General features: G+C 40.6%; 24 protein-coding genes. 7 read left to right on the top strand and 17 right to left on the bottom strand.

Going from position 1 to position 22,238, the window contains the following annotated elements; all coding sequences use genetic code 11:
* Nucleotides 1–10: 10 nt before the first annotated feature.
* From M2353_RS08745 to M2353_RS08730, 4 genes are all read right to left on the bottom strand, one after another.
* Nucleotides 11–343 (bottom strand): YmzC family protein, encoded by a 333-nt coding sequence (locus M2353_RS08745; RefSeq protein WP_284725263.1) that lies wholly within the window; start codon nt 341–343, stop codon nt 11–13.
* A 161-nt stretch (nt 344–504) separates the two neighbouring features.
* Nucleotides 505–726 carry an RNA chaperone Hfq gene (gene hfq / locus M2353_RS08740; RefSeq protein WP_003211269.1) on the bottom strand — a complete coding sequence of 74 codons (222 nt, stop codon included), beginning with the start codon at nt 724–726 and terminating at the stop codon, nt 505–507.
* 25 nt (nt 727–751) lie between these two features.
* Entirely contained in the window at nt 752–1,702 is a 951-nt protein-coding gene (gene miaA, locus M2353_RS08735; RefSeq protein WP_065460384.1) for a tRNA (adenosine(37)-N6)-dimethylallyltransferase MiaA, read from the bottom strand.
* A gap of 68 nt (nt 1,703–1,770) precedes the next feature.
* The gene (locus M2353_RS08730; RefSeq protein WP_284725262.1) at nt 1,771–2,172 is read right to left on the bottom strand and encodes a YmaF family protein; all 402 of its coding nucleotides are present in this window, start codon (nt 2,170–2,172) and stop codon (nt 1,771–1,773) included.
* A 104-nt stretch (nt 2,173–2,276) separates the two neighbouring features.
* On the opposite strand from M2353_RS08730, the gene M2353_RS08725 reads away from it, so the two are divergent.
* The 4 genes from M2353_RS08725 (at nt 2,277) to erbB (ending at nt 3,899) form a co-directional block, all read left to right on the top strand.
* A complete protein-coding gene (locus tag M2353_RS08725; RefSeq protein WP_017359036.1) occupies nt 2,277–2,540 on the top strand; it encodes a hypothetical protein in 264 nt (87 codons plus the stop codon).
* Between the two features lie 112 nt (nt 2,541–2,652).
* A complete protein-coding gene (locus M2353_RS08720) occupies nt 2,653–3,195 on the top strand; it encodes a TetR/AcrR family transcriptional regulator (protein WP_041507251.1) in 543 nt (180 codons plus the stop codon).
* 2 nt (nt 3,196–3,197) lie between these two features.
* Nucleotides 3,198–3,515: an SMR family multidrug efflux transporter EbrA gene (erbA, locus tag M2353_RS08715; protein WP_017367286.1), complete on the top strand. Its 318-nt coding sequence runs from the start codon at nt 3,198–3,200 to the stop codon at nt 3,513–3,515.
* 15 nt (nt 3,516–3,530) lie between these two features.
* Complete coding sequence (gene erbB / locus M2353_RS08710) at nt 3,531–3,899, top strand: SMR family multidrug efflux transporter EbrB (RefSeq protein ID WP_056704771.1); 369 nt, start codon at nt 3,531–3,533, stop codon at nt 3,897–3,899.
* 45 nt (nt 3,900–3,944) lie between these two features.
* On the opposite strand, the gene M2353_RS08705 is transcribed toward erbB, so the two are convergent.
* Both M2353_RS08705 and M2353_RS08700 read right to left on the bottom strand, forming a co-directional pair.
* Entirely contained in the window at nt 3,945–4,394 is a 450-nt protein-coding gene (locus M2353_RS08705) for an OsmC family protein (protein WP_058213761.1), read from the bottom strand.
* Between the two features lie 76 nt (nt 4,395–4,470).
* On the bottom strand, nt 4,471–5,205 hold the full coding sequence (locus M2353_RS08700) for a poly-gamma-glutamate hydrolase family protein (protein WP_024720397.1): 735 nt from the start codon (nt 5,203–5,205) through the stop codon (nt 4,471–4,473).
* 584 nt (nt 5,206–5,789) lie between these two features.
* Between M2353_RS08700 and M2353_RS08695 the strand changes: the two genes are divergently transcribed.
* Nucleotides 5,790–7,115 (top strand): S8 family peptidase, encoded by a 1,326-nt coding sequence (locus M2353_RS08695; RefSeq protein WP_056704767.1) that lies wholly within the window; start codon nt 5,790–5,792, stop codon nt 7,113–7,115.
* 89 nt (nt 7,116–7,204) lie between these two features.
* Here M2353_RS08695 and M2353_RS08690 read toward each other — a convergent pair whose 3' ends face one another.
* The 3 genes from M2353_RS08690 to M2353_RS08680 form a co-directional block, all read right to left on the bottom strand.
* Complete coding sequence (locus M2353_RS08690; protein ID WP_284725261.1) at nt 7,205–8,353, bottom strand: response regulator aspartate phosphatase; 1,149 nt, start codon at nt 8,351–8,353, stop codon at nt 7,205–7,207.
* A gap of 165 nt (nt 8,354–8,518) precedes the next feature.
* A complete protein-coding gene (locus M2353_RS08685) occupies nt 8,519–9,268 on the bottom strand; it encodes a poly-gamma-glutamate hydrolase family protein (RefSeq protein WP_284725260.1) in 750 nt (249 codons plus the stop codon).
* A gap of 314 nt (nt 9,269–9,582) precedes the next feature.
* Entirely contained in the window at nt 9,583–10,056 is a 474-nt protein-coding gene (locus M2353_RS08680) for a CarD family transcriptional regulator (RefSeq protein ID WP_007499456.1), read from the bottom strand.
* Between the two features lie 590 nt (nt 10,057–10,646).
* On the opposite strand from M2353_RS08680, the gene M2353_RS08675 reads away from it, so the two are divergent.
* Together M2353_RS08675 and bslA are read left to right on the top strand one after the other, a co-directional pair.
* On the top strand, nt 10,647–11,048 hold the full coding sequence (locus M2353_RS08675; RefSeq protein ID WP_282833640.1) for a hypothetical protein: 402 nt from the start codon (nt 10,647–10,649) through the stop codon (nt 11,046–11,048).
* 125 nt (nt 11,049–11,173) lie between these two features.
* Nucleotides 11,174–11,710: a biofilm surface layer hydrophobin BslA gene (bslA, locus tag M2353_RS08670; protein ID WP_017359045.1), complete on the top strand. Its 537-nt coding sequence runs from the start codon at nt 11,174–11,176 to the stop codon at nt 11,708–11,710.
* A 145-nt stretch (nt 11,711–11,855) separates the two neighbouring features.
* On the opposite strand, the gene M2353_RS08665 is transcribed toward bslA, so the two are convergent.
* The 8 genes from M2353_RS08665 to tdh form a co-directional block, all read right to left on the bottom strand.
* Nucleotides 11,856–12,026 carry a hypothetical protein gene (locus M2353_RS08665; RefSeq protein WP_167493203.1) on the bottom strand — a complete coding sequence of 57 codons (171 nt, stop codon included), beginning with the start codon at nt 12,024–12,026 and terminating at the stop codon, nt 11,856–11,858.
* Between the two features lie 205 nt (nt 12,027–12,231).
* A complete protein-coding gene (gene mutL / locus M2353_RS08660; protein ID WP_284725259.1) occupies nt 12,232–14,133 on the bottom strand; it encodes a DNA mismatch repair endonuclease MutL in 1,902 nt (633 codons plus the stop codon).
* A 22-nt stretch (nt 14,134–14,155) separates the two neighbouring features.
* Nucleotides 14,156–16,732, bottom strand: a complete 2,577-nt coding sequence (mutS, locus tag M2353_RS08655; protein WP_284725258.1) for a DNA mismatch repair protein MutS — start codon at nt 16,730–16,732, stop codon at nt 14,156–14,158.
* A 124-nt stretch (nt 16,733–16,856) separates the two neighbouring features.
* Entirely contained in the window at nt 16,857–17,402 is a 546-nt protein-coding gene (cotE, locus tag M2353_RS08650) for an outer spore coat protein CotE (protein ID WP_007499466.1), read from the bottom strand.
* A gap of 450 nt (nt 17,403–17,852) precedes the next feature.
* Nucleotides 17,853–18,287, bottom strand: a complete 435-nt coding sequence (gene ricA / locus M2353_RS08645; protein WP_008344661.1) for a regulatory iron-sulfur-containing complex subunit RicA — start codon at nt 18,285–18,287, stop codon at nt 17,853–17,855.
* A gap of 1 nt (nt 18,288) precedes the next feature.
* A complete protein-coding gene (gene miaB / locus M2353_RS08640) occupies nt 18,289–19,815 on the bottom strand; it encodes a tRNA (N6-isopentenyl adenosine(37)-C2)-methylthiotransferase MiaB (RefSeq protein WP_007499471.1) in 1,527 nt (508 codons plus the stop codon).
* A gap of 158 nt (nt 19,816–19,973) precedes the next feature.
* Complete coding sequence (locus M2353_RS08635) at nt 19,974–21,152, bottom strand: glycine C-acetyltransferase (RefSeq protein ID WP_284725257.1); 1,179 nt, start codon at nt 21,150–21,152, stop codon at nt 19,974–19,976.
* Nucleotides 21,152–22,216 carry an L-threonine 3-dehydrogenase gene (gene tdh, locus M2353_RS08630; protein WP_284725256.1) on the bottom strand — a complete coding sequence of 355 codons (1,065 nt, stop codon included), beginning with the start codon at nt 22,214–22,216 and terminating at the stop codon, nt 21,152–21,154. Before tdh ends, M2353_RS08635 begins: the two co-directional genes overlap by 1 nt.
* Between the last annotated feature and the right edge of the window lie 22 nt (nt 22,217–22,238).

Genomic DNA, 22,238 nt, shown 5'->3' with positions numbered 1-22,238 from the left:
ATTTACGTGCTTACTCTTCATCAAAGTCTTCACTATCACCATCATCTTCATCCCATTCATCTATGTACTTTGTCGTAATGAGCGTCAGCTCTCCTTCTTTTTCATCAAACCGGTATACATGTACTTCATCATCTTTCACAACAGCAATGTGATTATTTTTTAGCGCAACAGATGATGGTAAAAGACCATCAACATGGCTCCCATCATGCTCACCAGCATGGTTATGCCAACTTTCTTGTCTCGTTTCGATGTTCGAGATGGCGCATGATCCAAATAAGACAACGATTCCAATCAAAAGAAGGATCACTCGAATCCTTCTCAATTCAAGCTCTGCATTTTCCATATAAATCCCCTCACCTTTTAAATGTCCAATAAGGATTTATACGCAACTTGGACAGAAAAGTTTCATGGCATGCAAAATAGCCCCTCTGCACTGACAAAAAACGTAGCGGGTTTCGGCCGGTTTATTCGCAGCTGCATGGGGCTATTGGTGAAAACGGGTGTTTATTCTAATTCAAGATTTACATTTTTTTGAGGTGCAAATGTTGAAATCGCATGTTTATAAATAAGCTGCTGCTTCCCTTCTGTCTCAAGCAGCACCGTGAAATTGTCAAATCCCTTTACTTGACCGCGAAGCTGAAAGCCATTCAGTAAAAATACTGTGACAAATGTATTGTCTTTGCGGATCTGATTCAAAAATTGGTCCTGAATATTAATCGGTTTCATGTTTCGTCCTCCTTGATTCTGATAACTACAGTTTCGCTTTAAGTCCAAGCTTTCCTGCTATATATGCGAAAATTTCCTCTTTTTTGTCCGAAAAGTGGCAAGGTGGTGTCATATCAAACCAGGTGACATCCATTTTATTACGGAACCACGTAAACTGACGCTTCGCATATCTGCGGGAATTTTGTTTTAATTGCTGGATGGCTTCATCAAGTGAGCAATCGCCTTGAAAATAGGCATACAACTCTTTATAACCAATCGCTTGAACAGACTGACAATCTTTCAAACCAGATTGATAAAGTGCGCTCACTTCTTCAATTAAGCCTTCATCTAACATCATATCAATTCTTTGATGAATGCGCTCGTACAAAAGCTCTCGGTCCATTTTCAGCCCAATGAAGGCAGTGTCATAAAGAGGAACTTCTTGATGCCCGTTTTGCATATCAGACATTTTCTGACCTGTTGTATGGATGATTTCAAGCGCTCTGATCACGCGGCGGACGTTATTCGGATGAATCGCTTTTGCAGCGTCAGGATCGGCTTCTTTTAGCTTTTCATACAGCTTGATCGGTCCATGCTGCTGCTTAAACAGCGTCATCTCTTCTCTAAAAGCAGGATCACTTTTCTCATCAGTAAACGTGTAATCATATAAAACAGACTGAATATATAGCCCAGTTCCACCAACAATCATGGGCGTTTTCCCTCTCGCAGCAATCTCTTTGATTTTTAAGCGGACAAGCTGCTGAAATTCAGCTGTAGAAAACGATTCATCCGGTTGTTTAATATCGATTAAATGGTGCGGTACGCCATCCATTTCTTCAGGGGTGATTTTCGCTGTGCCAATATCCATCCCTTTATAGATCTGCATGGAATCTCCGCTGATAATTTCTCCATTAAATGCTTTCGCTATATCAATGCTCAGCTTTGTTTTTCCGACAGCCGTCGGACCTACTAATACAATCACTGGTTGTTTTTTCATAACATCACTCTCTTTTACAAACTGCCTACAGTATAGCATAACTTCTCTTTCTCTCCTATATCCTCCCGTCACCAGCCAAGTGGTTCATTCCCGACCACTTCATATGTCTTTCCTTTTATACGGTGCTTATGCGTTGGCCTTTCTTCATCTGGACTGTAAACGACTCCCCCGTATGGAATCGGGACAGAGTCGGTATAGGCAGAAAACGTGACTTCCTCAATTTCATGGTAGTGCGTCCCGTCCACTCTTGGGATAGCAGGTCCAGTGACGCCATAATATCTATGAAAATGCCCTCTTTCAAATGACGTGATCCCCCGGTAATAATGAGTATGTCTGTCGGTACTGCTTCCATTCACAGGCTGAGAAATACCTTCTATTAAATGATAATGTTCTTCGGTTACATCCGTTCGGGCTTTATAAGCATGTGCATGAGGTGGACATTTAGCCCAATCAGACGGATACAGGCCCATTTTTTACATTCCTCCTTATTTTAGGCATTCACCCAAACACAAGTGGGCCACTCGAATACACTGATGTCAGTTACAGTGATTTTATGTGAAAGGAGTCTTTTTTTATGAATTATTTTGACGCACCGTTTGTTCAAGATGAGATGAGAAGACCTTTTGGATTTGGACGCCCTGGATTTGGTTTTGGAAGACCTGGGTTTGGGTTTGGGCGCCCTGGTTTTGGCTATGGGAGACCTGGATTTTTTGGACCGCCATTTTTAGGTGGTTTTGCTGGAGGGCTTTTAGCTGGGTCGCTTCTTGCTCCAGGATATGGCTATGGTTATCCTTATCCACCGCCATACCCGCCATATGGACCATACCCTTATTATTAAATATGACGATTTAGTGAAAACATCCTCTTATAATATGAATCGATTGACACATTTGTTTTTCATAGGTTAACATTTACTTTACCGACCGTTCAGTAAAGTAGGTGTTTTTTTTATGTCTAAAACGAAAAAAGAACAAATTTTTGAGGCAGCAGCTCACACCATTCTAAAAGAAGGATTGAGTCAGCTCACCCTTCAGCAGGTGGCAGAACATGCAAATATGACCAAAGCCGGGCTACTGTATCATTTTTCGAGCAAGGAAGACCTGATCCAGCAAATGAATGAGCATGCGGTTGCCTCTTTTCGTCAGCAGCTTGACACGTATCAGGAAACATACAAAAACGAAAAGGCACCTTATGTACGTGCCTATATATTGGCCACATTAAATGACCTTGATAGACAAAACACCACACAGCTATGTACAAGCATGCTGGCTACCATGTCATTTGATGAAGCATTATTAAATCCTTGGCGTCATTTTTATGCGGAATTTAAAGAAAAAGCAACCGAGGAAATCAATGACCCTGCACTTAGCCAGCTGATCCGTCTTGCCTGTGATGGTATATGGTTTTCAGAAATGTTTCAGCTTGAACCATTGAATCGAGAGGAAAAAACCCTTTTACTTCATCGGATTTTACACATTTTAGAGGAGGGATGATGATGATCCTCGGATATCTTTTTTTGGCTATCGCCATTTTTTCAGAAGCAATCGGGGCAGCGATGCTGAAACTATCAAATGGTTTCACACGCTTTAAACCTAGCGCTGTCGTTGTCGCTGGCTACACACTTGCTTTTTACATGTTGTCATTGACCCTTAATATCATTCCACTTAGCATGTCTTACGCCACTTGGTCTGGGGTCGGTACCGTCCTCACGGCTTTTTTTGGCGTGCTCTTTTTCAAAGAAACCTTGAACCGTCAAGCACTTATTGGAATGGCGATGCTTGTTTCAGGGGTCGTACTATTAAATATGTCTTAAAGGATGTGAAGTGATATGAAAGGAATGCTTTATTTAACAGGAGCGATTTTGACAGAGGTTTTTGGCAGTACGATGCTGAAGCTTTCGCAAGGTTTTACACAGGCGCTGCCGAGTATGGGGGTGCTGATCGGATTTGGGTGTGCCTTTACCTTTCTCAGTTTGGCACTCAAAACAATTGAGTTGTCATCTGCATATGCCACTTGGTCTGGGGTCGGTACAGCACTTACTGCTCTTGTGGGCCTCGTGCTATTTAACGAAACCATTCATATGAAAGGATTCATTGGTCTTGCACTTGTCATATGCGGCGTCATTGTCTTAAATCAATCCAAAAAACAAAAGGAAGAAAAGAAAGAACCATTCGATCAAACCGAATGGACGTCATAAAAAAAGTCATTTTCTCCATTAATCAAGAGAAAATGACTTTTTTACTTAATAACCAGCTTTGATGGTTTCTTCTAAGGAAATATGGACATTCCCTTGCACAGCTCTAGAGATCATACATGAGCTTTCAGCTTTATGTGCAAGCTTACGAGCTCGTTCTATGTCCTGTGCTGTAGCCGACTCTTTGAGAATGATGACAGGACGGTGAATGATTTTCTCATATGTAAACACACCGTTTGTCACATCGACAACTGCCTCAGAGCTCATCGATAAATCCTCTTTCTCTAATTGACTCCGCTCCATCATGGCTGCAAGTGTAATGATATAACATGTGGCCGCTGCACCTAGGAGCATCTCATCTGGATTTGTTCCAATACCCGGTCCATCCATTTCTTTTGGAATGGAAATCTCCGTCTTTAACTGTTCACATTCGATTGTCCCCACATCGTTACGCAGACCAGGCCAGTTTGCCTGAAGATGAAAATGATGACGCGCCATATCTGTCTCTCCTTTTGTTATCACTTTTTATAGTGTAACAAGAATTCATCTTGCTGTCTTAAGATGTGCACCATCCTTACGTATATTCTTCATCCAGCACCGTTCGAATCGCCCTGACATACCGGTAGAACGTCTCGTTTTTTGTACTCGACCGCTGCCGAAAATCGAAACTGTCAAATAACGCTTCCCGTTGACTTCTACTAATCTCAAGCTGTACACTTTGCCCTGTTTTTGTAAGATTATTAATATTATGATTGCTCGTTCCGCTTAGGGTTGCGTGTGCAACTGCAAGTTCAGCAGAAAAACCGTTGCGCTCTAATGAGTTCACAATTTTCTCAGCACGGTTATAGTCTGTTCCGCCAACAAGGGTGTGATCAATTCCCGGCTCCCCTTTATAACCATGAACAGCTAAGACATAATCATGTGCTTTTGCCTGTGCGACTCCGATTGGTTCATCGAAGTTTGTACTTGTAATATGAAGTTCTGATGCATTTTCTCTAAAACCTTCAAATAAGTACGTAGAAAAATCGTTATCAAAAAAATGGACAATCTCACTAACGCCGCCTTCGATTCTCCCGCCATGAGGCGACATCACTAGAAGACGGCTGCCGGGCACTGGATTGGATGTAATTTGATAATGATCTGTTGATTCATTCTCTTCCAGTTCTTTAAAATTGCGATACATATCATTTGAACCGCTTTCGTCTTCTCCACCTGATGACACTGGCTCATCATGTTCCTGTGCTTGCATGGTATAATAGACGCCCCATCCGATGACAAGCAGGAGAAGCAAAGCAAAAAACTTCTTCATTCCCGTTCTCCTTTAACAGATTTCTAAGCCGTTTCTATGATTAATATTGAATCATCATTTCTTTTCATTTTTTCCACATTTTCTCTTCAAATTTGATCATAACACTCTAGATCATGAGATTCCTCAAAAATAAGATAATTGCATTTATATACACAGAAACGCCTCTCCTGATTGAAAACAGAGTTAGAATAGTATGACAAACAAATGAAGTTATGTTTAAAATGACCTAGTCCTACCCAGTCTGTTTTCTTTAATTCGTCTTTTTTTTATGCGAATTTGATTTTTTTCATCTGGAATGAATCACATTTGTATGAGCATTGACCCTGTCTAGAACCCCCCTTTTTTCTGCAGAATCCTCTGTTTTACTGGTTCTCTAAGAAGAACTCTCCCACCTATCATCGGCAGTTTTGATATGATTTCCACCTTTTTCTATTATTTTACAAAATGTAAGCGCTTTTCTTTTTAAAGGGAATGAGTCAGCCGCCAATATGAACAAAAGAAGGGACAAGAATCCGAACAAAGATGCTGTCATGTTCATAACGTAAGAGTGTACGAGAATGGATAGCTAGAATGGAGGGCATCACATGTTTGGATTTTCCATGGTACAAATGGTCAGAACACATGCTAGTAAATTGGATCAGCCTTTAAGAGAAACCGTCCTTCACCTCTATAAGCCTTTTAAGTGGACGCCTTGTTTTCTTCATCGTTTTTTTGAAGGAAGGCTAAAGAAGAGCAAGAAGCTTCGGGTCATCATTGAATTTAAAGAAGATGCAGTCGAAGCAGGTATTCAAAGCACAAAGCAGCTAATGAAAAAAAGCAGAAAAACAAACATCAAAAAACATTTTTCACATATTAACTGCTGCGCAGCTGATCTTACCCCTGCGGCTTTAGAGGAACTCTTAGCAAATGGGGAGCATATTCGCAAAATATATTTAGACAGACAGGTACATGCACTGCTGGATGTGGCGACACAATCAAGTCATGCGGATGAAGTCGTTCGAAATGGCACAACCTTAACCGGTGAAGGCATTACGGTTGCGGTCGTTGACACAGGCGTATACCCACATGAGGACTTAGATGGAAGAATTCGCGACTTTGTAGATTTAGTCAAACAAAAAACGAAACCTTATGATGATAACGGTCATGGAACGCATTGCGCTGGGGATGTGGCTGGAGACGGAGCTGCCTCAGACGGCTTATACAAAGGACCCGCTCCAAAAGCCAATATCATTGGGGTAAAAGTGTTAAATAAACAAGGCGCTGGATCACTTTCTACTATTATAGAAGGTGTTGAGTGGTGCATACAGTTCAACGAAGACCATCCTGATGACCCAATTCACATCATCAGTATGTCACTAGGCGGCGATGCACAGCGTTATGATGACGAACAAGACGATCCGATGGTGCGCGCTGTTAATGCAGCTTGGGATCAAGGGATTGTCGTATGCGTTGCTGCCGGGAACTCCGGTCCTAACAGTCAAACGATCGCAAGCCCTGCCGTGAGTCAAAAAGTCATTACGGTCGGAGCCTATGATGATCGAAATACGCCAGAATCAAGTGACGATGTCGTGGCACCATTTTCGAGCAGAGGTCCAACGGTCTACGGTGAAACAAAGCCTGACCTCCTCGCACCAGGAGTCAATATCGTCTCTCTTAGATCACCAAGATCATTCCTAGATAAACTAGATAAATCAAGTAGAGTCGATGATGATTATACGACGTTATCTGGCACTTCGATGGCGACACCCATTTGTGCCGGTATCTGCGCACTATTATTAGAGCATTCACCAGATTTAACACCTGATGAAGTCAAAGCCTTATTAAAAGAAAATACAAGCAAGTGGTCTGGAGAGGACCCAATGATTTACGGAGCAGGTGCCATCGACGCAGAAAAAGCAATCCAAGAATAAATAAAAAAGCCCTTTACGTTTTTCGTAAAGGGTGTTGTTTTGTCTGTTTTTATGTGTGAAGTCTTTCTTCTACTTGAGCAGCTGACATGTTATGCTTCGTTCTCATACATCTCATCTCCTTTTTGAATGTGCGTACGCGCTTCGATCACAATTTCAAAAAAAGTGGAAGATTCCTTGTACATGTCGCGTTCCTTATAATAATTAGCCGCATCAAGTGCCAATTCCTCTAAATCAGCAAACATTTTTTTGTTTCGTAGTCCCAAAAGGGCTGATCTCAATTGTTCAGAGCTGTCTGTTTCTATATAGAGTGCCTGTAAAAATTGGAATTTCAATTGATAAATTTCATCTCCCAATATAGAGGCCTGATTCATGCCTTCCTTTATAGCCTCACTCGCTCGCTCCATATCTTCGAGTTTAAAACAAGTAAGAGCCAGTGAAAACAATGATTTGATCATCGTTGCAGCTTGATCTTTTTGATAAAGTGAAATGGCTTGTTCAAAGAAGACAGTGGCTGTATGATAGGTTCCCATACTATAATGACAAGTTCCTAAGTTATTGAGGGCCATCGCCTTAAAATAAGATGTGCATTTTTTTCTTTCCATTGCTTCACACACTTTTAAAGCTTTTTCTAAATACGGGAGCGCTTTTTGATGCTGACTTACATCAATCCAATTACCTGCCATCACAAAATCGCATTGAATGCTTCTTTTTCCATAAAGCTGATGTTTCTTATAGATGTCTCTCGCTTTTTTCGCATAATGCATAGAAAAATAGGTTTGTTTCATATGATAGTATACTTCAGCAATTTTATAATAAAATTCCGCTTTTTCGATCTCATCTGTCACTAAGATCAGCTGATGTTCCGCATGCTTATAATAGGAAATGGCTTCGATATACCGGTGCTGGGTAAATGCATACATTCCATGGAAAAAATGAAAGTAATAGCCCAATAAACCCGTCATCTCATCTTCTGCCTCTTCAATTTCTTTTGGAAAAGAAACCGCTTGAAGCGATTCATTCCCTGCATGGACTGGCGTTAAGTGCTGAAGCATCATTTGATGGCGAAAATCCATGAGAGAATAATAGAGTAATAAATCTTGATCTTCTTCCATCTCATGAATGTCTTCTTCAACAAGGCGCTTCATATCGTTTGCCTGATCAACTTCAAATTTGCAAATATGTGTGTACCATTGATTGATTTTTACACCTACTTCGGAAGATGGTATTTTGTGTGCCATCCACTTCAGCCCCATTCTATCATATCAAACTGATAACTATTATTTTACATAATTTATGATTTTAAGGCAAATTGTCATTTATTTCATATTTTATGTTGATTTTGCACATTTCTATCTTTTTTACCAAGTTTAAAGAGAGTCCTTTTGCCCATCAAAACCTTTTTTCTACGAAGAAGGGTCGAATTCTCTAAGCACTTCTTTTAAACCACTGATATAGCGACTAAATGCTTTTTTCTTTCCTTTTCTCGTATCAAAGTTGTCAAAAAAGGCTTTTCTCTGCGCCGTACTAATTTCTAACTGGACACTTTCGCCACTGGCATTTTGATTATTAATGTTGTTTGGATCCGTTCCAGAGAGGCGCTCGCCTTTTTGCACGAGCTCTGCGGAGAAGCCCCGGTCTTTTAGTTCTCGCACAACCGCTTCTTGCATTTTTTCGTTTGTCCCGCCCACAAGTGTATGTCTTCTATCACTTTTATAGCCGTGGATAGATATAGAAAAGGGATATGTTTTAATCATTTGAACCAAAATCGGTTCATCGAATTTTGTACTAGTGATATGCAAGTCACGATTGTTGTCTTGTTTTGTCCCTTCAAATAAATACGTAGAGTACTTCTTTTCAAATGCTTCTACAATTTCACTTGTTCCTGGTTCAATTTCGCCGCCATGAGGAGAAAAGACAAGTAAGTCACTTCCCCCTTTTTCATGAAACTCTATCTCATAGCCGTCTCTTTCATGCCGTATAAGCTGTTTAAAACTTTCATATTGATCCCCTTTTTTTCGCTCTTTCTTATACTTTTCTACTTCTTCATGATGTTGTTTTTGCTCTTTATTTTCTTGGATAGAATGGCTGCATTTCACCATTAAAAGAGCACACAGGATGAGAAAGATGAATCCACATATGAGTAGTCTTTTCATTTCACCGCTCCTTTTCATTCTCTTCGATGTCATCTTATCGCATTATTTTACTATCAATCGCTAAAAGAATTCAAAGAATGTCCGGCTCCTTTTCATGAATCAGGAGAACTTACCTGTTTTTTTATGTTGCCCTAGGTATTTTCGGCTTCTTTCAAACGGTTCATGTGCAAGTAAAAACTAAATCCTATGACCTCATTTTAGTTTTAGTCAAAAACGCCTACAAAATTGGGAATTTTCATCTTTTTTCAAATAAAAAAGCTGTAAACAAAAGGAATATCTCCTTCTGTTTACAGCCAGTCTCTGTATATCCAGCATTAAACTCTTAATTCATTCTCTAATGCTGTCAGCACTTCATCTTGCGACATGCCTTGTGCAAGTGAAATTTCGCTCACTAACATGCCCCGTGCATCTTCAAGCATCTTCTTTTCACTAGAATTTAAGGCTTTTTTCTGATTACGTCTCATCAGATCTTTGACAACGTCTGCACCATCTTCAATCGAACCTGTTTTTAGCTTTTTCAGATTTTCATCATATCTTTGCTTCCAAGTAAGCGTGTCGTCGTTTGTTTCTTCTGCAAAATTGTTCATCACAACTTTCAGCGTAGCTTGATCAGCTACCGGACGTATACCTAGTTGATTGATTCTGCCTTTTGGGACCATCATCTGCATATTCGGCATTTGAATCAGAAAATATTCCTGCGTCTTACCTAAAATCTCTTTTTCTTCCATTCCTTCAATCACACCGGCTCCATGCATTGGATAAACAATTTTATCACCTATTTGAAACAAATCCGCCACCTCCGAAAGTATTCACAATATCATTATAACACATTTCAGCAGAGGATAAAAATTTATATTTTATCATGTTAATTTAGCACTAGTCAATTCTTTTTATTTGAGTTTTTAAAGAATTAGCCTTTTTTTACAAAAGGAGCGCCACCATCCAGTCCTCGTACACCTTTCTTGCATATACTAGCATTGAGTCACATTTAGGAGGGATGACAATGTGCAAATGCAAGAGCAAACATTCCCACTCAAAATGCTATAAAAAGCATGACGATCATCACCATATTGATCCGTGTGAAAAAAAGAAGTTTTATCATAAAAAAGATGATTGGTTTGAGAGCGATTTTTGGGATACGTCAAGAAGTTACGATCCCCATTATTTTCCTAAAAGTGTCTGTAGCAGATGTAAGAAGCGTCGCAGAAAAAGACATAGCTTCTCATTTTAGTGTTTGACGCTGCACCTGCTTTTTGTTTTCCCGGCTGAAAAGCCGGTTTTTTTGTTACATGTCGTTCTTTTCTTTCATATGGATAGGCTCATGAAACAGGTGCAGCTCATAAGATATGGCAACCTGAAAAAAAGGATGAGATACAAAATGAATAATATGAATAACCAAACCAACCATTACCATCAAGGAAATCCCTATCACACGTTTGAAAATGTGTATACAGCCAATCATGAGCATATGATCGCACCAAACATGCATGACCCTATGAATATGCCAAATCATTATCATACCGGTAAAAAAGATGCTTATAGCGGACACCATCCGCATCATCATTCAGCCTATTCCCCTTTTATGAAGCAGTATGAACCCTATTCAAATGTACAGATGAACGATCACCATCACTTCGGTCACTACGGCGGTTATGGTATGGCTCCCTACCAGCCATATGGCTATCATGATATGCATATGATGATGCCGGCAAATCATCATATGACAGGAAATGCTTACGGAATGAACCAACCAAATGCATTCCTACCCCGTTATTACTAAAAAACAAGCAAAATAAGGGTATAAAATACCATTTAATGACATATAGGAATATGGTAACCTTATAGGTAAATAATGGATGTAATCATCTATTATTTACCTATAATCAACCAAGGGGGAAGGAAGAAATGAAGAAAACATGGACAATCATTATGATGGGGATGCTTACATTGGTCATGGCACTCTCAGTACCGCTAGCCGCATCAGCTGAAGGGGCTAAAACAGAGGAAGGCAAAGCTTCAACAAATGCTCGACCAGCTGCACTTTATGCAAAAATCACAGGAGCAAGTAAACAGGAATGGTCTTTTTCTGACATTGACCTGACTTACCGTCCAAATTCTGTTCTTAGTATTGGTGCAGTTGAATTTACTTTACCAGCAGGTTTTCAAGCCACAACAAAGGATATTATCAACGGAAAAGCATTAAAAGACAGTTACATTTTGAACAACGGAAAAACTGTCCGCATTCCAGCTCGTTTCGATTTATTCGGAAGTTCCCAATATACATTACAACTTTCTCATAAAGTACTTCCTGCTGCAGGTACATATACGTTCCGCGCAGAAAATCGTGCGATCAGCATCGGTTCCACATTTTATGCAGAGGATACGATTGATATTAATAAACGACCAGTTGTCGTCACACCGCCAAATCCTTGCGGATGCTAAACAAAAAAGCGCTTTTAGAGCGCTTTTTCTCATTTATCATATCTCTTGCCGCTGTGCTTACTGCATTTTATATAATTGTTACACCATATCTCATGATGGTCTGTCATCATTTAGTTGGCAAATCCATATATGGCGTTTTTTATTGTTATTTTTGCTCTTTTAGTTTTTTAAAAATCACAAATTGATATACGCCAAATAGTAAGGTTAGGATCATAATTGCGGTAAATAGTTGATCGACTGGAAGCAAAAAATATACGACAAAAAAAGATAAAAGCAAAACAAAGTAACCTATATTGAACGCTTTTTTGAATGTCATCATATTCCCTCCTTTTTACAATCATATCACGCTTCACCTAATCGTATAACCAAATAACAAAAACCCCTATCCATTTGAGGAAAGGGGTTTATCCTTACAACATGACAGCGGGTATTTATCTTCACATCACAAAAACACGAACCAAACTATCGGATTGAAAAATTAATTGGTGGGCAAACCGATTCACCCACCATCTCAAACCTAGCTACATCACCCGCTTAAACATCTTCTCCATTTCATATGTGGAATGATGAATCATAATCGGCCTGCCATGCGGACATGTAAATGGGTCTTGTGTTTGCCGGAGTTCATCTAATAAGGCTTTGATTTCATCGTGACGCAAATGACGATTTGCTTTAATCGAGCCTTTACAGCTCATCATGATCGCCGCTTCTTCTCTCAGTTTCTTGATATCCACACGCTTTTCATCAAGTACTTGCTGAATGATTTCTTCGATGAGTTCAGCCTCTTCTCCTTTAGGAAACCACTGCGGATGCGATCGAACGATATAGCTGCCTGATCCGAATGGCTCTAAGAAGACCCCTACTTTTGCTAAAATATCGATATGCTCTTCAATAATCAACATATCGTTTTTTGAGTAGTGAAAGGTTAATGGAACAAGCATTTCTTGCACTTCCTGTTCAATGTCTCCTACCTTTTCACGAAAGTACTCATACTTGATTCGCTCTTGGGCAGCGTGCTGATCGATGATATAAAGACCGCGTTCATTTTGAGCCAAAATATACGTTCCGTGCATTTGTCCAATCGGATACATCACAGGGACACGTTCACTTTCAGCCTGATGCTGGGCTGCACTGTCTTCCAGTATCACTTCGTCATGTTGGTCATGCGAAGCTGCAGATTCCTCTACATATACATGGTCAAACGTTTCTTCAGACGATGCTGGTAAAGTCGCTTCCGTACTTTCCGGTTCACGCATCCCGTATGTGTCGTTCTGAGTGGTCTCGTATACAGCCGATTCGAGCGAGTCCGGCTCATAGGAAGCAGGTGTTTCTATTCGGCTTTTCATTGTTTGTTTAGAATCAAAAGATAAAGACTGCTGCTCATTTTTCACTGCTGGCATTGGTGCTTTTTTTGGCACTGAAGCACTTGGAATAAGCTGCTGCTTTTGAAAGACGTCTTTAATCCCTTGTTTGATCAACTCATGAAGTTCCTGCTCTTTACTTAGTCTTACTTCAAGTTTAGAAGGATGTACGTTCACATCGACTAAAATTGGGTCCATCTTCATCTCAATAAATGTAATCGGATGGCGTCCGATCGGGAGCAGTGTATGGTATCCTTCATGAATGGCTTTCACCAGCGGGAAATGCTTGACATATCTGCCGTTGACAACAGAAGACATATAATTACGTGATGCCCTTGTCACTTCTGGTAAGGAAATATAGCCTTTTACTTCAAAATCAAGTGATTGTACATGTAGTGGCAGCATTTTTTTGGCCACTGCCGTTCCATAAATGGCCGCAAGCACATGCCGCACATCTCCGTTTCCATTTGTTTGAAGCAGCACTTTTCCTTGATGTCGCAAACGAATCGACACTTCTGGATGAGCAAGTGCAATTCGGTTCACAACATCAGAAATGTTGCCAAGCTCCGTATGAACAGTTTTCATGTATTTTAGACGGGCTGGCGTATTATAAAATAAATTGGTGACCACAATTTCGGTGCCGCGACGGCCAGAGGTTTTTTTCTCCGAAATGATCTTCCCGCCTTGGAGAGCTAAGTGTGTTCCAGCACCTTCACCGGTACTTGTCTTCATTTCTAAGTGAGAGACGGAGGCAATACTTGGCAGCGCCTCCCCCCTGAAACCGAGCGTCCTGACACGAAACAGATCATTTTCATCTTTGATTTTACTCGTCGCATGACGCTGAAAGGCGAGCTTACAATCTTCAGCATCGATTCCCACCCCATTATCAATAATTCTAATAGAAGAAAGTCCTGCTTCTTCTACATCGATTTCAATGACAGTACTACTAGCATCGATCGCATTTTCCACCAGCTCCTTCACAACAGAAGCCGGACGTTCGACCACTTCACCAGCTGCAATTTTATTTGATAGGTCATCGGATAACTGAATAATCTTTGCCATTTCTTGCTCACCTCACCTTACATTATAATTTCTTTTGCAATTCATATAGCTTTGTCATCGCTTCAAGCGGTGTCATATCCATTAAGTTAAATGACTTCAATTCTTCGATCACTGCTTGATCTTTGTTTTTCAGCACAGGTTTTGTTTGCGGTTTTTCTTCCACTTCAAAGAAAGAAAGCTGCTGTTTTTCCTCAGCCATTTCTTTTTTCGGGGCTTTAGAGACGCGCGGAATCACTTCATGTGATCCGCTCTCAAGCTCCGTTAAGATGGTCTGGGCTCGATCAATGATCGCATCAGGCAGTTCAGCAAGCTGCGCTACATGGATGCCGTAGCTTTTATCCGCTGCTCCTTCTTTGATTTGATGTAAGAAAACAACTGTCCCTTCATGTTCTTCAGCTCGTACGTGGACATTTTTCAGTTCGCTTAATTGGGATTCAAGTACCGTCAGTTCATGATAATGAGTGGAGAAAAGGGTTTTGGCACCAATATGATCATGCACAAATTCAATGATTGCCTGTGCAAGAGCCATTCCATCATAAGTGCTTGTCCCGCGTCCAATTTCATCAAATAAAATCAAGCTGTTCTTTGTCGCATGTACCATCGCATTTTTTGCTTCGAGCATCTCTACCATAAAAGTACTTTGACCAGAAATCAAATCATCTGCCGCCCCAATACGTGTAAAGATTTGATCAAAAATCGGAAGGGTTGCCTTTGATGCTGGCACAAAACAGCCAATTTGCGCAAGAATCGAGATCAATGCCATTTGTCTCATATATGTGCTTTTCCCTGACATATTCGGACCAGTAATGAGCAAGGTTTGTCTCCCTTTGCCCATTTGGCAGTCATTCGGCACATACTCTTGATGATCCATCACTTTTTCAACAACAGGATGACGACCATCAATGACTTCCACTTCATCTGATGAAAATTCAGGGCGGACATAACGCCGCTTTTCACTCACAGTCGCAAAGCATTGCAGCGCATCAAGCTCACTCATTTGTTTTGCGAGCAACTGTAATCTAGGAATATAGGCTTTTACTTGTTCCCGAAGCGCAGAAAATAGTTCATATTCCAATTCACTAATATTTGATTCCGCCTCAAGAATAAGGGCTTCTTTTTCTTTCAATTCAGGTGTAATATACCGCTCTGCATTGGCAAGGGTTTGTTTTCTTTCATAACGGCCTTCTTCTAATAAATGCGTATTTGCACGGGTCACTTCGATATAGTAGCCAAACACTTTATTAAAGCCGACTTTCAACGATCGAATGCCTGTATATTCTCTTTCTTGCTGTTCAAGACGAGCGATCCAATCTTTCCCGTTTCGGCTCGCATCACGATATTCATCTAATTTTGCATTGTAGCCGTCTTTAATCAAATTGCCTTCTTTTAACGTCATCGGCGGATTCTCATAAAGAGCATCTTCTAATAAATCAAGTAAATCACCGCATGGGTCAATGTTATTTGCTCTAGATTTCGCCATATCCTCTGGGAGAGAATGGACAAGCTCTTTAATAGCCGGCACTTGCTTGAGAGATTCTTTCAATTGAATAAGATCACGGGCATTCACATTTCCAAATGCCACACGGCCCGCTAGACGTTCAAGATCATACACTTGCTTTAAACGTTCTCGCAGATCCTCTCGTTCAAAGAAATGTTCCATCAGAATTTGCACCATTTCCTGGCGTTCTTTGATTTGTGAAAGGCGGATGAGCGGACGATCAATCCATTGCTTCAGCAATCTTCCACCCATTGCCGTTTTTGTTTCATCCAAGAGCCATAATAAAGAACCCTTCTTGCTTTTTGAACGGATGGTTTCTGTTAATTCAAGGTTTCGCTTTGAGTAAAGATCAATTTTCATCGTTTGTTCAAGCTCAAATACTTGAACTTGCTGAAGATGATCAAGACTCCTTTTTTGCGTTCTTCTTAAGTATGCATAGAGTGTGAAAAATGCTATTTTCAGATGCTCGTCAAGATGAGAAACGAGTCGTTCAGCTTCATCTATTAATTCATCGCTATCTTCGTATGAGATGGTCGCTTGGCAGCGTTCCTTCAGGGTTTTCACTGTTTCTTCATCGAGCTGCTTTGATACCACAATCTCTTTTGCACCGACAGAATAAATTTCAGACACAACTTCATCTAACCGTTCAATGAAAGCCGCCATGTTTTCACCTGTTGATAAATCGGACAGCGCAAGACCGTAGCCATTTTGAAAGCTGGAAACAGATGCGATAAAGTTATTTTCGTTTTCATTCAGTCCTTTGCCGTCCATGACCGTACCTGGTGTAATCAGTTGAACGACCTCTCTTTTGACCACACCTTTTGCCGTTTTAGGGTCTTCCACCTGCTCACAAATGGCGACTTTATAGCCTTTTTCTATCAGTTGTTCTATGTATGCAGACGCAGAATGATATGGAACACCACACATTGGAATCGTGCCGCCATCCCTGCTTGTTAACGTAATTTCTAATTCTTGTGCTGCTTCTTTTGCATCATCAAAAAACATTTCATAAAAATCGCCTAAGCGAAAAAATAAAAAGGCATCTTGGTAATCTGCCTTGATCTTTAAATATTGCTGTATCATGGGCGTATAACTTGCCATATTTCTAATCCCTCACTATATTACTTTCGAATTCATACCATCTTTCATTATAGCATAAAAATTCACCTTTTTTCCCTAGATCAAGGCACAAAAAAACTAGGGGGATATGCGCCCTAGTCATCAATTACTCTTCTGGATCACCCGCGAGGAATTCTGGATGAATATCTTCTAATTCCTCATCCACTTCTTCTTCCCATTCGTGATCATCTTTTTCTTTCCAGCTTGAATTGACTTCTACAACAATTTTGGTTTCCCCTACTACTTCAGCAATGAATTCACGCTCTGCTTGAACGACAATTTTATTGCCATTTGGAGAAATGGTGACTTCTAAGCAATTGGGTTGCTGTAAGACTTTCGCAATCACTTCGTGCTCATCATCAAGGAAGTTTTTATCTTTATATCTCAGTTTGATGATATCTACATATTTTACACGTTCTGTGACCACTTCGGTTTTCGTGTTGTCTGCGTAAGAATACCACACGTTAATATCAAATGTACCTTCAATCTCAACTGTTTTACCGACCTTTTCAGCATCATACTTATGATTAATGATCCAACCGCCTAGGATGCTGGTTGGTTTTTGCGATGGAGAAATGGTGTGTGTGCTTTGGGTAAATTTCCTCCCTTTTGCAACCACCGCTTTTGTAATAATTTCTCTGTATTCAGACATTCCGGCATGCCTCCTTGTTCTTGATCGTTTTATCTTATGCTGGGCATTCGTCTAGTGTGTCACGATTTTGAGTCTCATGTTCAATTAAATTCATTTCTGTTTCAGTGTATGCATGGTCGCCCATAAACTTGCCTTGAAAATTGGAAAAGTTGGAGAGTGAGAGATTGGGGTTGACTGAAATGGTGTAATTTGATGTAATAAAGTTAGTAGCCCTTCTTTATATAGGGAGGGATTTTTGTGAAAGAGTTTCATATTACAATAAATATTTTTGGATTAAGCATTGAGTTTCAATTTAAATCTTCTAATCTGTAAAATCAATTCATTTTTAGTTTAAGACATTTTTATGGTATACAGGGGCTACTGCATCAACATTTTGTTGTTGGTGCAGTAGCAAAATACAAATAACATGTATTCTATATAATATAAAAACCCCGCATCTGCGGGGTTTTCTCATTTAATGGAGCAACTTGGGGATGAGTTTTTCACTTTTGAACCGGTTTCTCCTAATAAGAGGTCACCGCCGGTTGAAAGAATGATTTCATCCGTTACTTGATTAGAAATTGTGTGCGCTACAAGCTGAAGCAGGGAATTAACCTCTGTTTGTGATTCTTTGAATTCTTGAATCACTGGGATCTCATCCAGTTCTTCTTGCAGGGCATCAATTTTTTCTTCCACTTGTTTTAAGGCTTCATGTTTGCCATAATGCTTTAAATTCACAGCTTGCTTTTGAAGCGCCTTAATTTGATTAATGATCGCTGCAATTTTTGTATTTTCATTGATTTGCGCTTCTGCTTTTTTGAAGAAATCAACTTCTTCTGTTTCAGAAATCATTTTTGCGAGCTCTCTTGCGCGCTCGACAATCTCTTTCTTTGAATAAAGCGTCATTTTAATTCACCTCGATAGCTTCTCCAACCATTTCTCCGTCAAGAGACCAAGTTTTGGCTTGTGTGATTTTCACTTTGACGATGTTGCCAATCGCTTCTTTTGGTGCTTTAAAATTCACAAGCTTGCTTTTACTTGTATATCCGGCTAGGATCTCAGGGTTGTTTTTACTTTCACCCTCTACTAATACTTCGACAGTCTGCCCTTCATATTCCTTCATTTTTTTCGCAGAAATTTCATTTACGAGTGCATTCAGGCGCTGCAGACGTTCTTTTTTTACACGCATTGGCACGTTGTCTTTCATATTGGCTGCTGGTGTTCCTTCTCTTGGAGAGTAAATGAACGTATAAGCCGCATCAAACTCAACCTCACGATAGAGGGAAAGCGTCTCTTCAAACTGCTCATCTGTTTCATTTGGGAACCCAACGATAATGTCCGTTGTTAATGAAGCATTTGGCATTGCCTCTTTGATTTTGCGCACTAGGTCAAGGTAACGTTCACGGTCGTATTTTCTTGCCATGAGTTTCAGCACAGAAGAACTTCCTGATTGAACCGGCAAATGAATATGGTCGAGAAGGTTTCCGCCTTTGGCAAGCACTTCAATTAAGTGATCATCAAAGTCACGCGGGTGGCTTGTTGTAAAACGGATACGTGGAATATCGATTTTACGCAGCTCATCCATTAGGTGACCAAGGCCATATTCCATGTCTTCAAAATCTTTTCCATACGCATTCACGTTTTGACCAAGAAGGGTAATTTCTTTATATCCTTCTGCTGCTAAGCGTCTGACCTCTTGAATAATTTCATCAGGACGGCGGCTTCTTTCCTTACCGCGCGTGTAAGGGACGATACAGTATGTACAGAATTTATCACAACCGTACATAATATTCACCCAGCCCTTAATTTTTCCTTGGCGGGCTCTCGGAAGATTTTCAATCACATCGCCTTCTTTAGACCAAACCTCAATGACCATTTCTTTTGAAAGGTAGCATTCAGATAATAGCTCTGGCAGGCGGTGAATGTTGTGGGTACCGAAAATCAAGTCAACAAATGGGTGTTTCTTTAAAATACGGTTAACGACAGATTCTTCTTGTGACATGCATCCGCAGACGCCTAAGATTAAATCTGGCTTTTCACGCTTTAATGCTTTTAAATGACCAAGCTCTCCAAACACTTTGTTTTCTGCATTCTCACGAATGGCACAAGTGTTTAATAAGATGACATTCGCATCTTCAGTCGAATTTGTTGGTTCATAACCAAGCGCCATAAAAATACCAGCCATCACTTCTGTGTCATGCTCATTCATTTGACAGCCATATGTGCGAATATAAAACTTGCGGCCGTTCCCTAACCCTTGAAACCGCTCGTCAATTTGAAATTGATTGTATTCGACTTCTTCTTTACCCCGTTTTTTTGCATCTTTTAAGGAAGGCGGAATGTACACAGCTTCAAAATATTGGCTGTAGTCCTTCTCGGATTTTTTGTCCGATGAACTTACTTGTCCGCTCGCTTTTCTCTGCTCTTCATTCATGAATTTGTACTCCTTTCAAACCAAGCTCCACCCTACAGTATAGACTATTTTGTCGTGAATTGAAAATAAATTCATATGTGTTTTTTCTATGAAAAATGTCTATTCATCTGGACAGTCATCAATACTCTTGATCAAAAGAAAAGAGAGCCTCAGCTCTCTCAATCAAGTATATTCAGTTTTTTTGCTTCTTCTTCGATGATTGTCAGTGCACGGTCAAGCTCTTCTTTTGTGTGCTCTGCTGTGATGATGGCTCTAATTCTCGCTTTTCCTTTCGCTACAGTTGGGAAAGCAATGCCTTGAGCGAAAACGCCGCGCTCGATTAATGCTTTTGAAAAACGGAAAGTGAGTGCCTCGTCTCCAATCATCATTGGAATAATAGGCGTTTCTGTTGGTGCCACCTCAAATCCAAGACCGATGACTTTTTCTTTAAAATAGGACGCGTTCTCCCAAAGTGTTTCAATGCGATCCGGTTCGTCTAACAGCACTTCAATGGCTTCTTCACAGGCTCTTGTGACAGCCGGCGGATGTGAGGTGCTGAATAAAAACGGTCTTGCTTTATGCTTTAAATAGTCGATTAAAACGGCAGAACCAGCGACGTAACCGCCTAGCACACCAACTGCCTTACTAAGTGTGCCAACCTGAATATGCACTCTGCCGTCAAGTTGAAAATGATTCACTGTTCCGCGCCCATTTTCACCAAGTACTCCAGACGCATGGGCATCGTCTACCATCACAAAGGCATCATATGCTTCTGCAAGTCTTACAATCTCAGGAAGCGGTGCAATATCTCCATCCATTGAGAACACACCATCTGTCACGATAAGACGGACGCGGTAATTCATCGATTTCTTTAAAATTTTCTCAAGCTCTTCCATATTAGAATGAGCATATACTTTTTTATCTGCCTTTGTTAAGCGAATCCCATCGATGATTGAGGCATGGTTCAGCTCATCTGAAATGACAATATCATCTTTTGTGAGAATACTGGATAAGACTCCTTGGTTGGTCGTAAAGCCTGATTGGAATACAAGGGCTGCCTCTGTCTTTTTAAAAGCTGCGAGCTTTTTTTCAAGCCGTTCATGCATTGTCATCGTTCCAGCAATGGTTCGTACAGATCCTGTTCCAGCACCGAATTCATCAATCGCCTCTTTTGCCGCTTTCATCAGCCTTGGATGTGAGGTGAGACCTAAGTAGTTATTTGAAGAGAGTTGTATGACGGATTGTTCATTTAATGTCACCGTGGAAGATTGTTTGGAATCGATTTCTTTCAGTGTTTGATGGGTGCCTTGCTGCTTCATTGTGTCCAATTCATCTTGTAAATACGTAAATTCTTTCATCATTTCGTCCCCCTTTGATATGATGGCATGATCAGTACGACCTTCCCGCACGTACCATTTCTCATGAGTTCAAATCCCTTTTCAAAATCTTCAAATGGCAGCGTATGGGTGACAACCGGCTGTACATCAATGGTATTCGTTCTTAAAAGTTCAGATACTTGACGCCACGTCTCAAACATTTTTCTCCCCGTGATCCCTTGCACGGTTAATCCCCTAAAAACAATTTGATTCGTAATGTCAATGGTTACTGGCCGCTCTGGCAAACTTAGTATATTCACTTTCCCTCCATTTACACAAGCTTCGAGTGCTTGATTAATTGCAACGGGATGTCCTGACATCTCACACATCACGTCTGCCCCTTCCATCCGCGTGAGCTGCTTAATCATGGCAACAGGATCATCTTTTCCGATATCCACGATATGATCTGCACCCATTTTACGGGCAAGACCCAGTCTGTATTCATTTTTATCAACAGCGAACACTTGGACAGCCCCGGAGGCTTTTGCAACCGCAATCGCCATTAAACCAATGGGACCACAGCCAAAAATCGCCACTGACTTTCCTGAAACAGGTGTATGCAGAACTGTATGAACAGCATTTCCAAGCGGTTCTTGAATAGATGCAAGTTCCACTGGCATTTGAGCTGGATTATGCCACACATTTTGTTCTGGTACTTTGACATATTCAGCAAAACAGCCATCAATGTCTACCCCTAAAATTTTCGTATCGCTGCACAAATGCTGCTGACCCGTTAAACACATATAACACTGATTACAGACAATATGCGTCTCAGCCGATACAAAATCCCCTACTTTTGCTCGTGAGACTTGGTTCCCCGTTTTGACAACTTCCCCTGTGAATTCATGACCAAAAATGTACGGTGCTTTGACTCTCCCCTTCGCCCAATCATCCCAATTATAAATATGCACATCCGTTCCGCATATCGATGTAGCCTTTACCTGGATGAGCACTTCATGATCACTTATTTCTGGAATCGGCATTTCCATCATCGTCGCTCCGTAAGCGCTTTCTTTTTTAACAATCGCTTTCATCGTTCCACACATGACGTACAACCCCTTTGTTAAA

Origin of the sequence: Bacillus aerius, from assembly GCF_029894105.1 — a bacterium.
Classification (GTDB): Bacteria; Bacillota; Bacilli; order Bacillales; family Bacillaceae; genus Bacillus; species Bacillus altitudinis.
The sequence above is the reverse complement of the archived record's forward strand: the minus strand, read 5'-3'. Positions and strand labels throughout refer to the sequence as shown.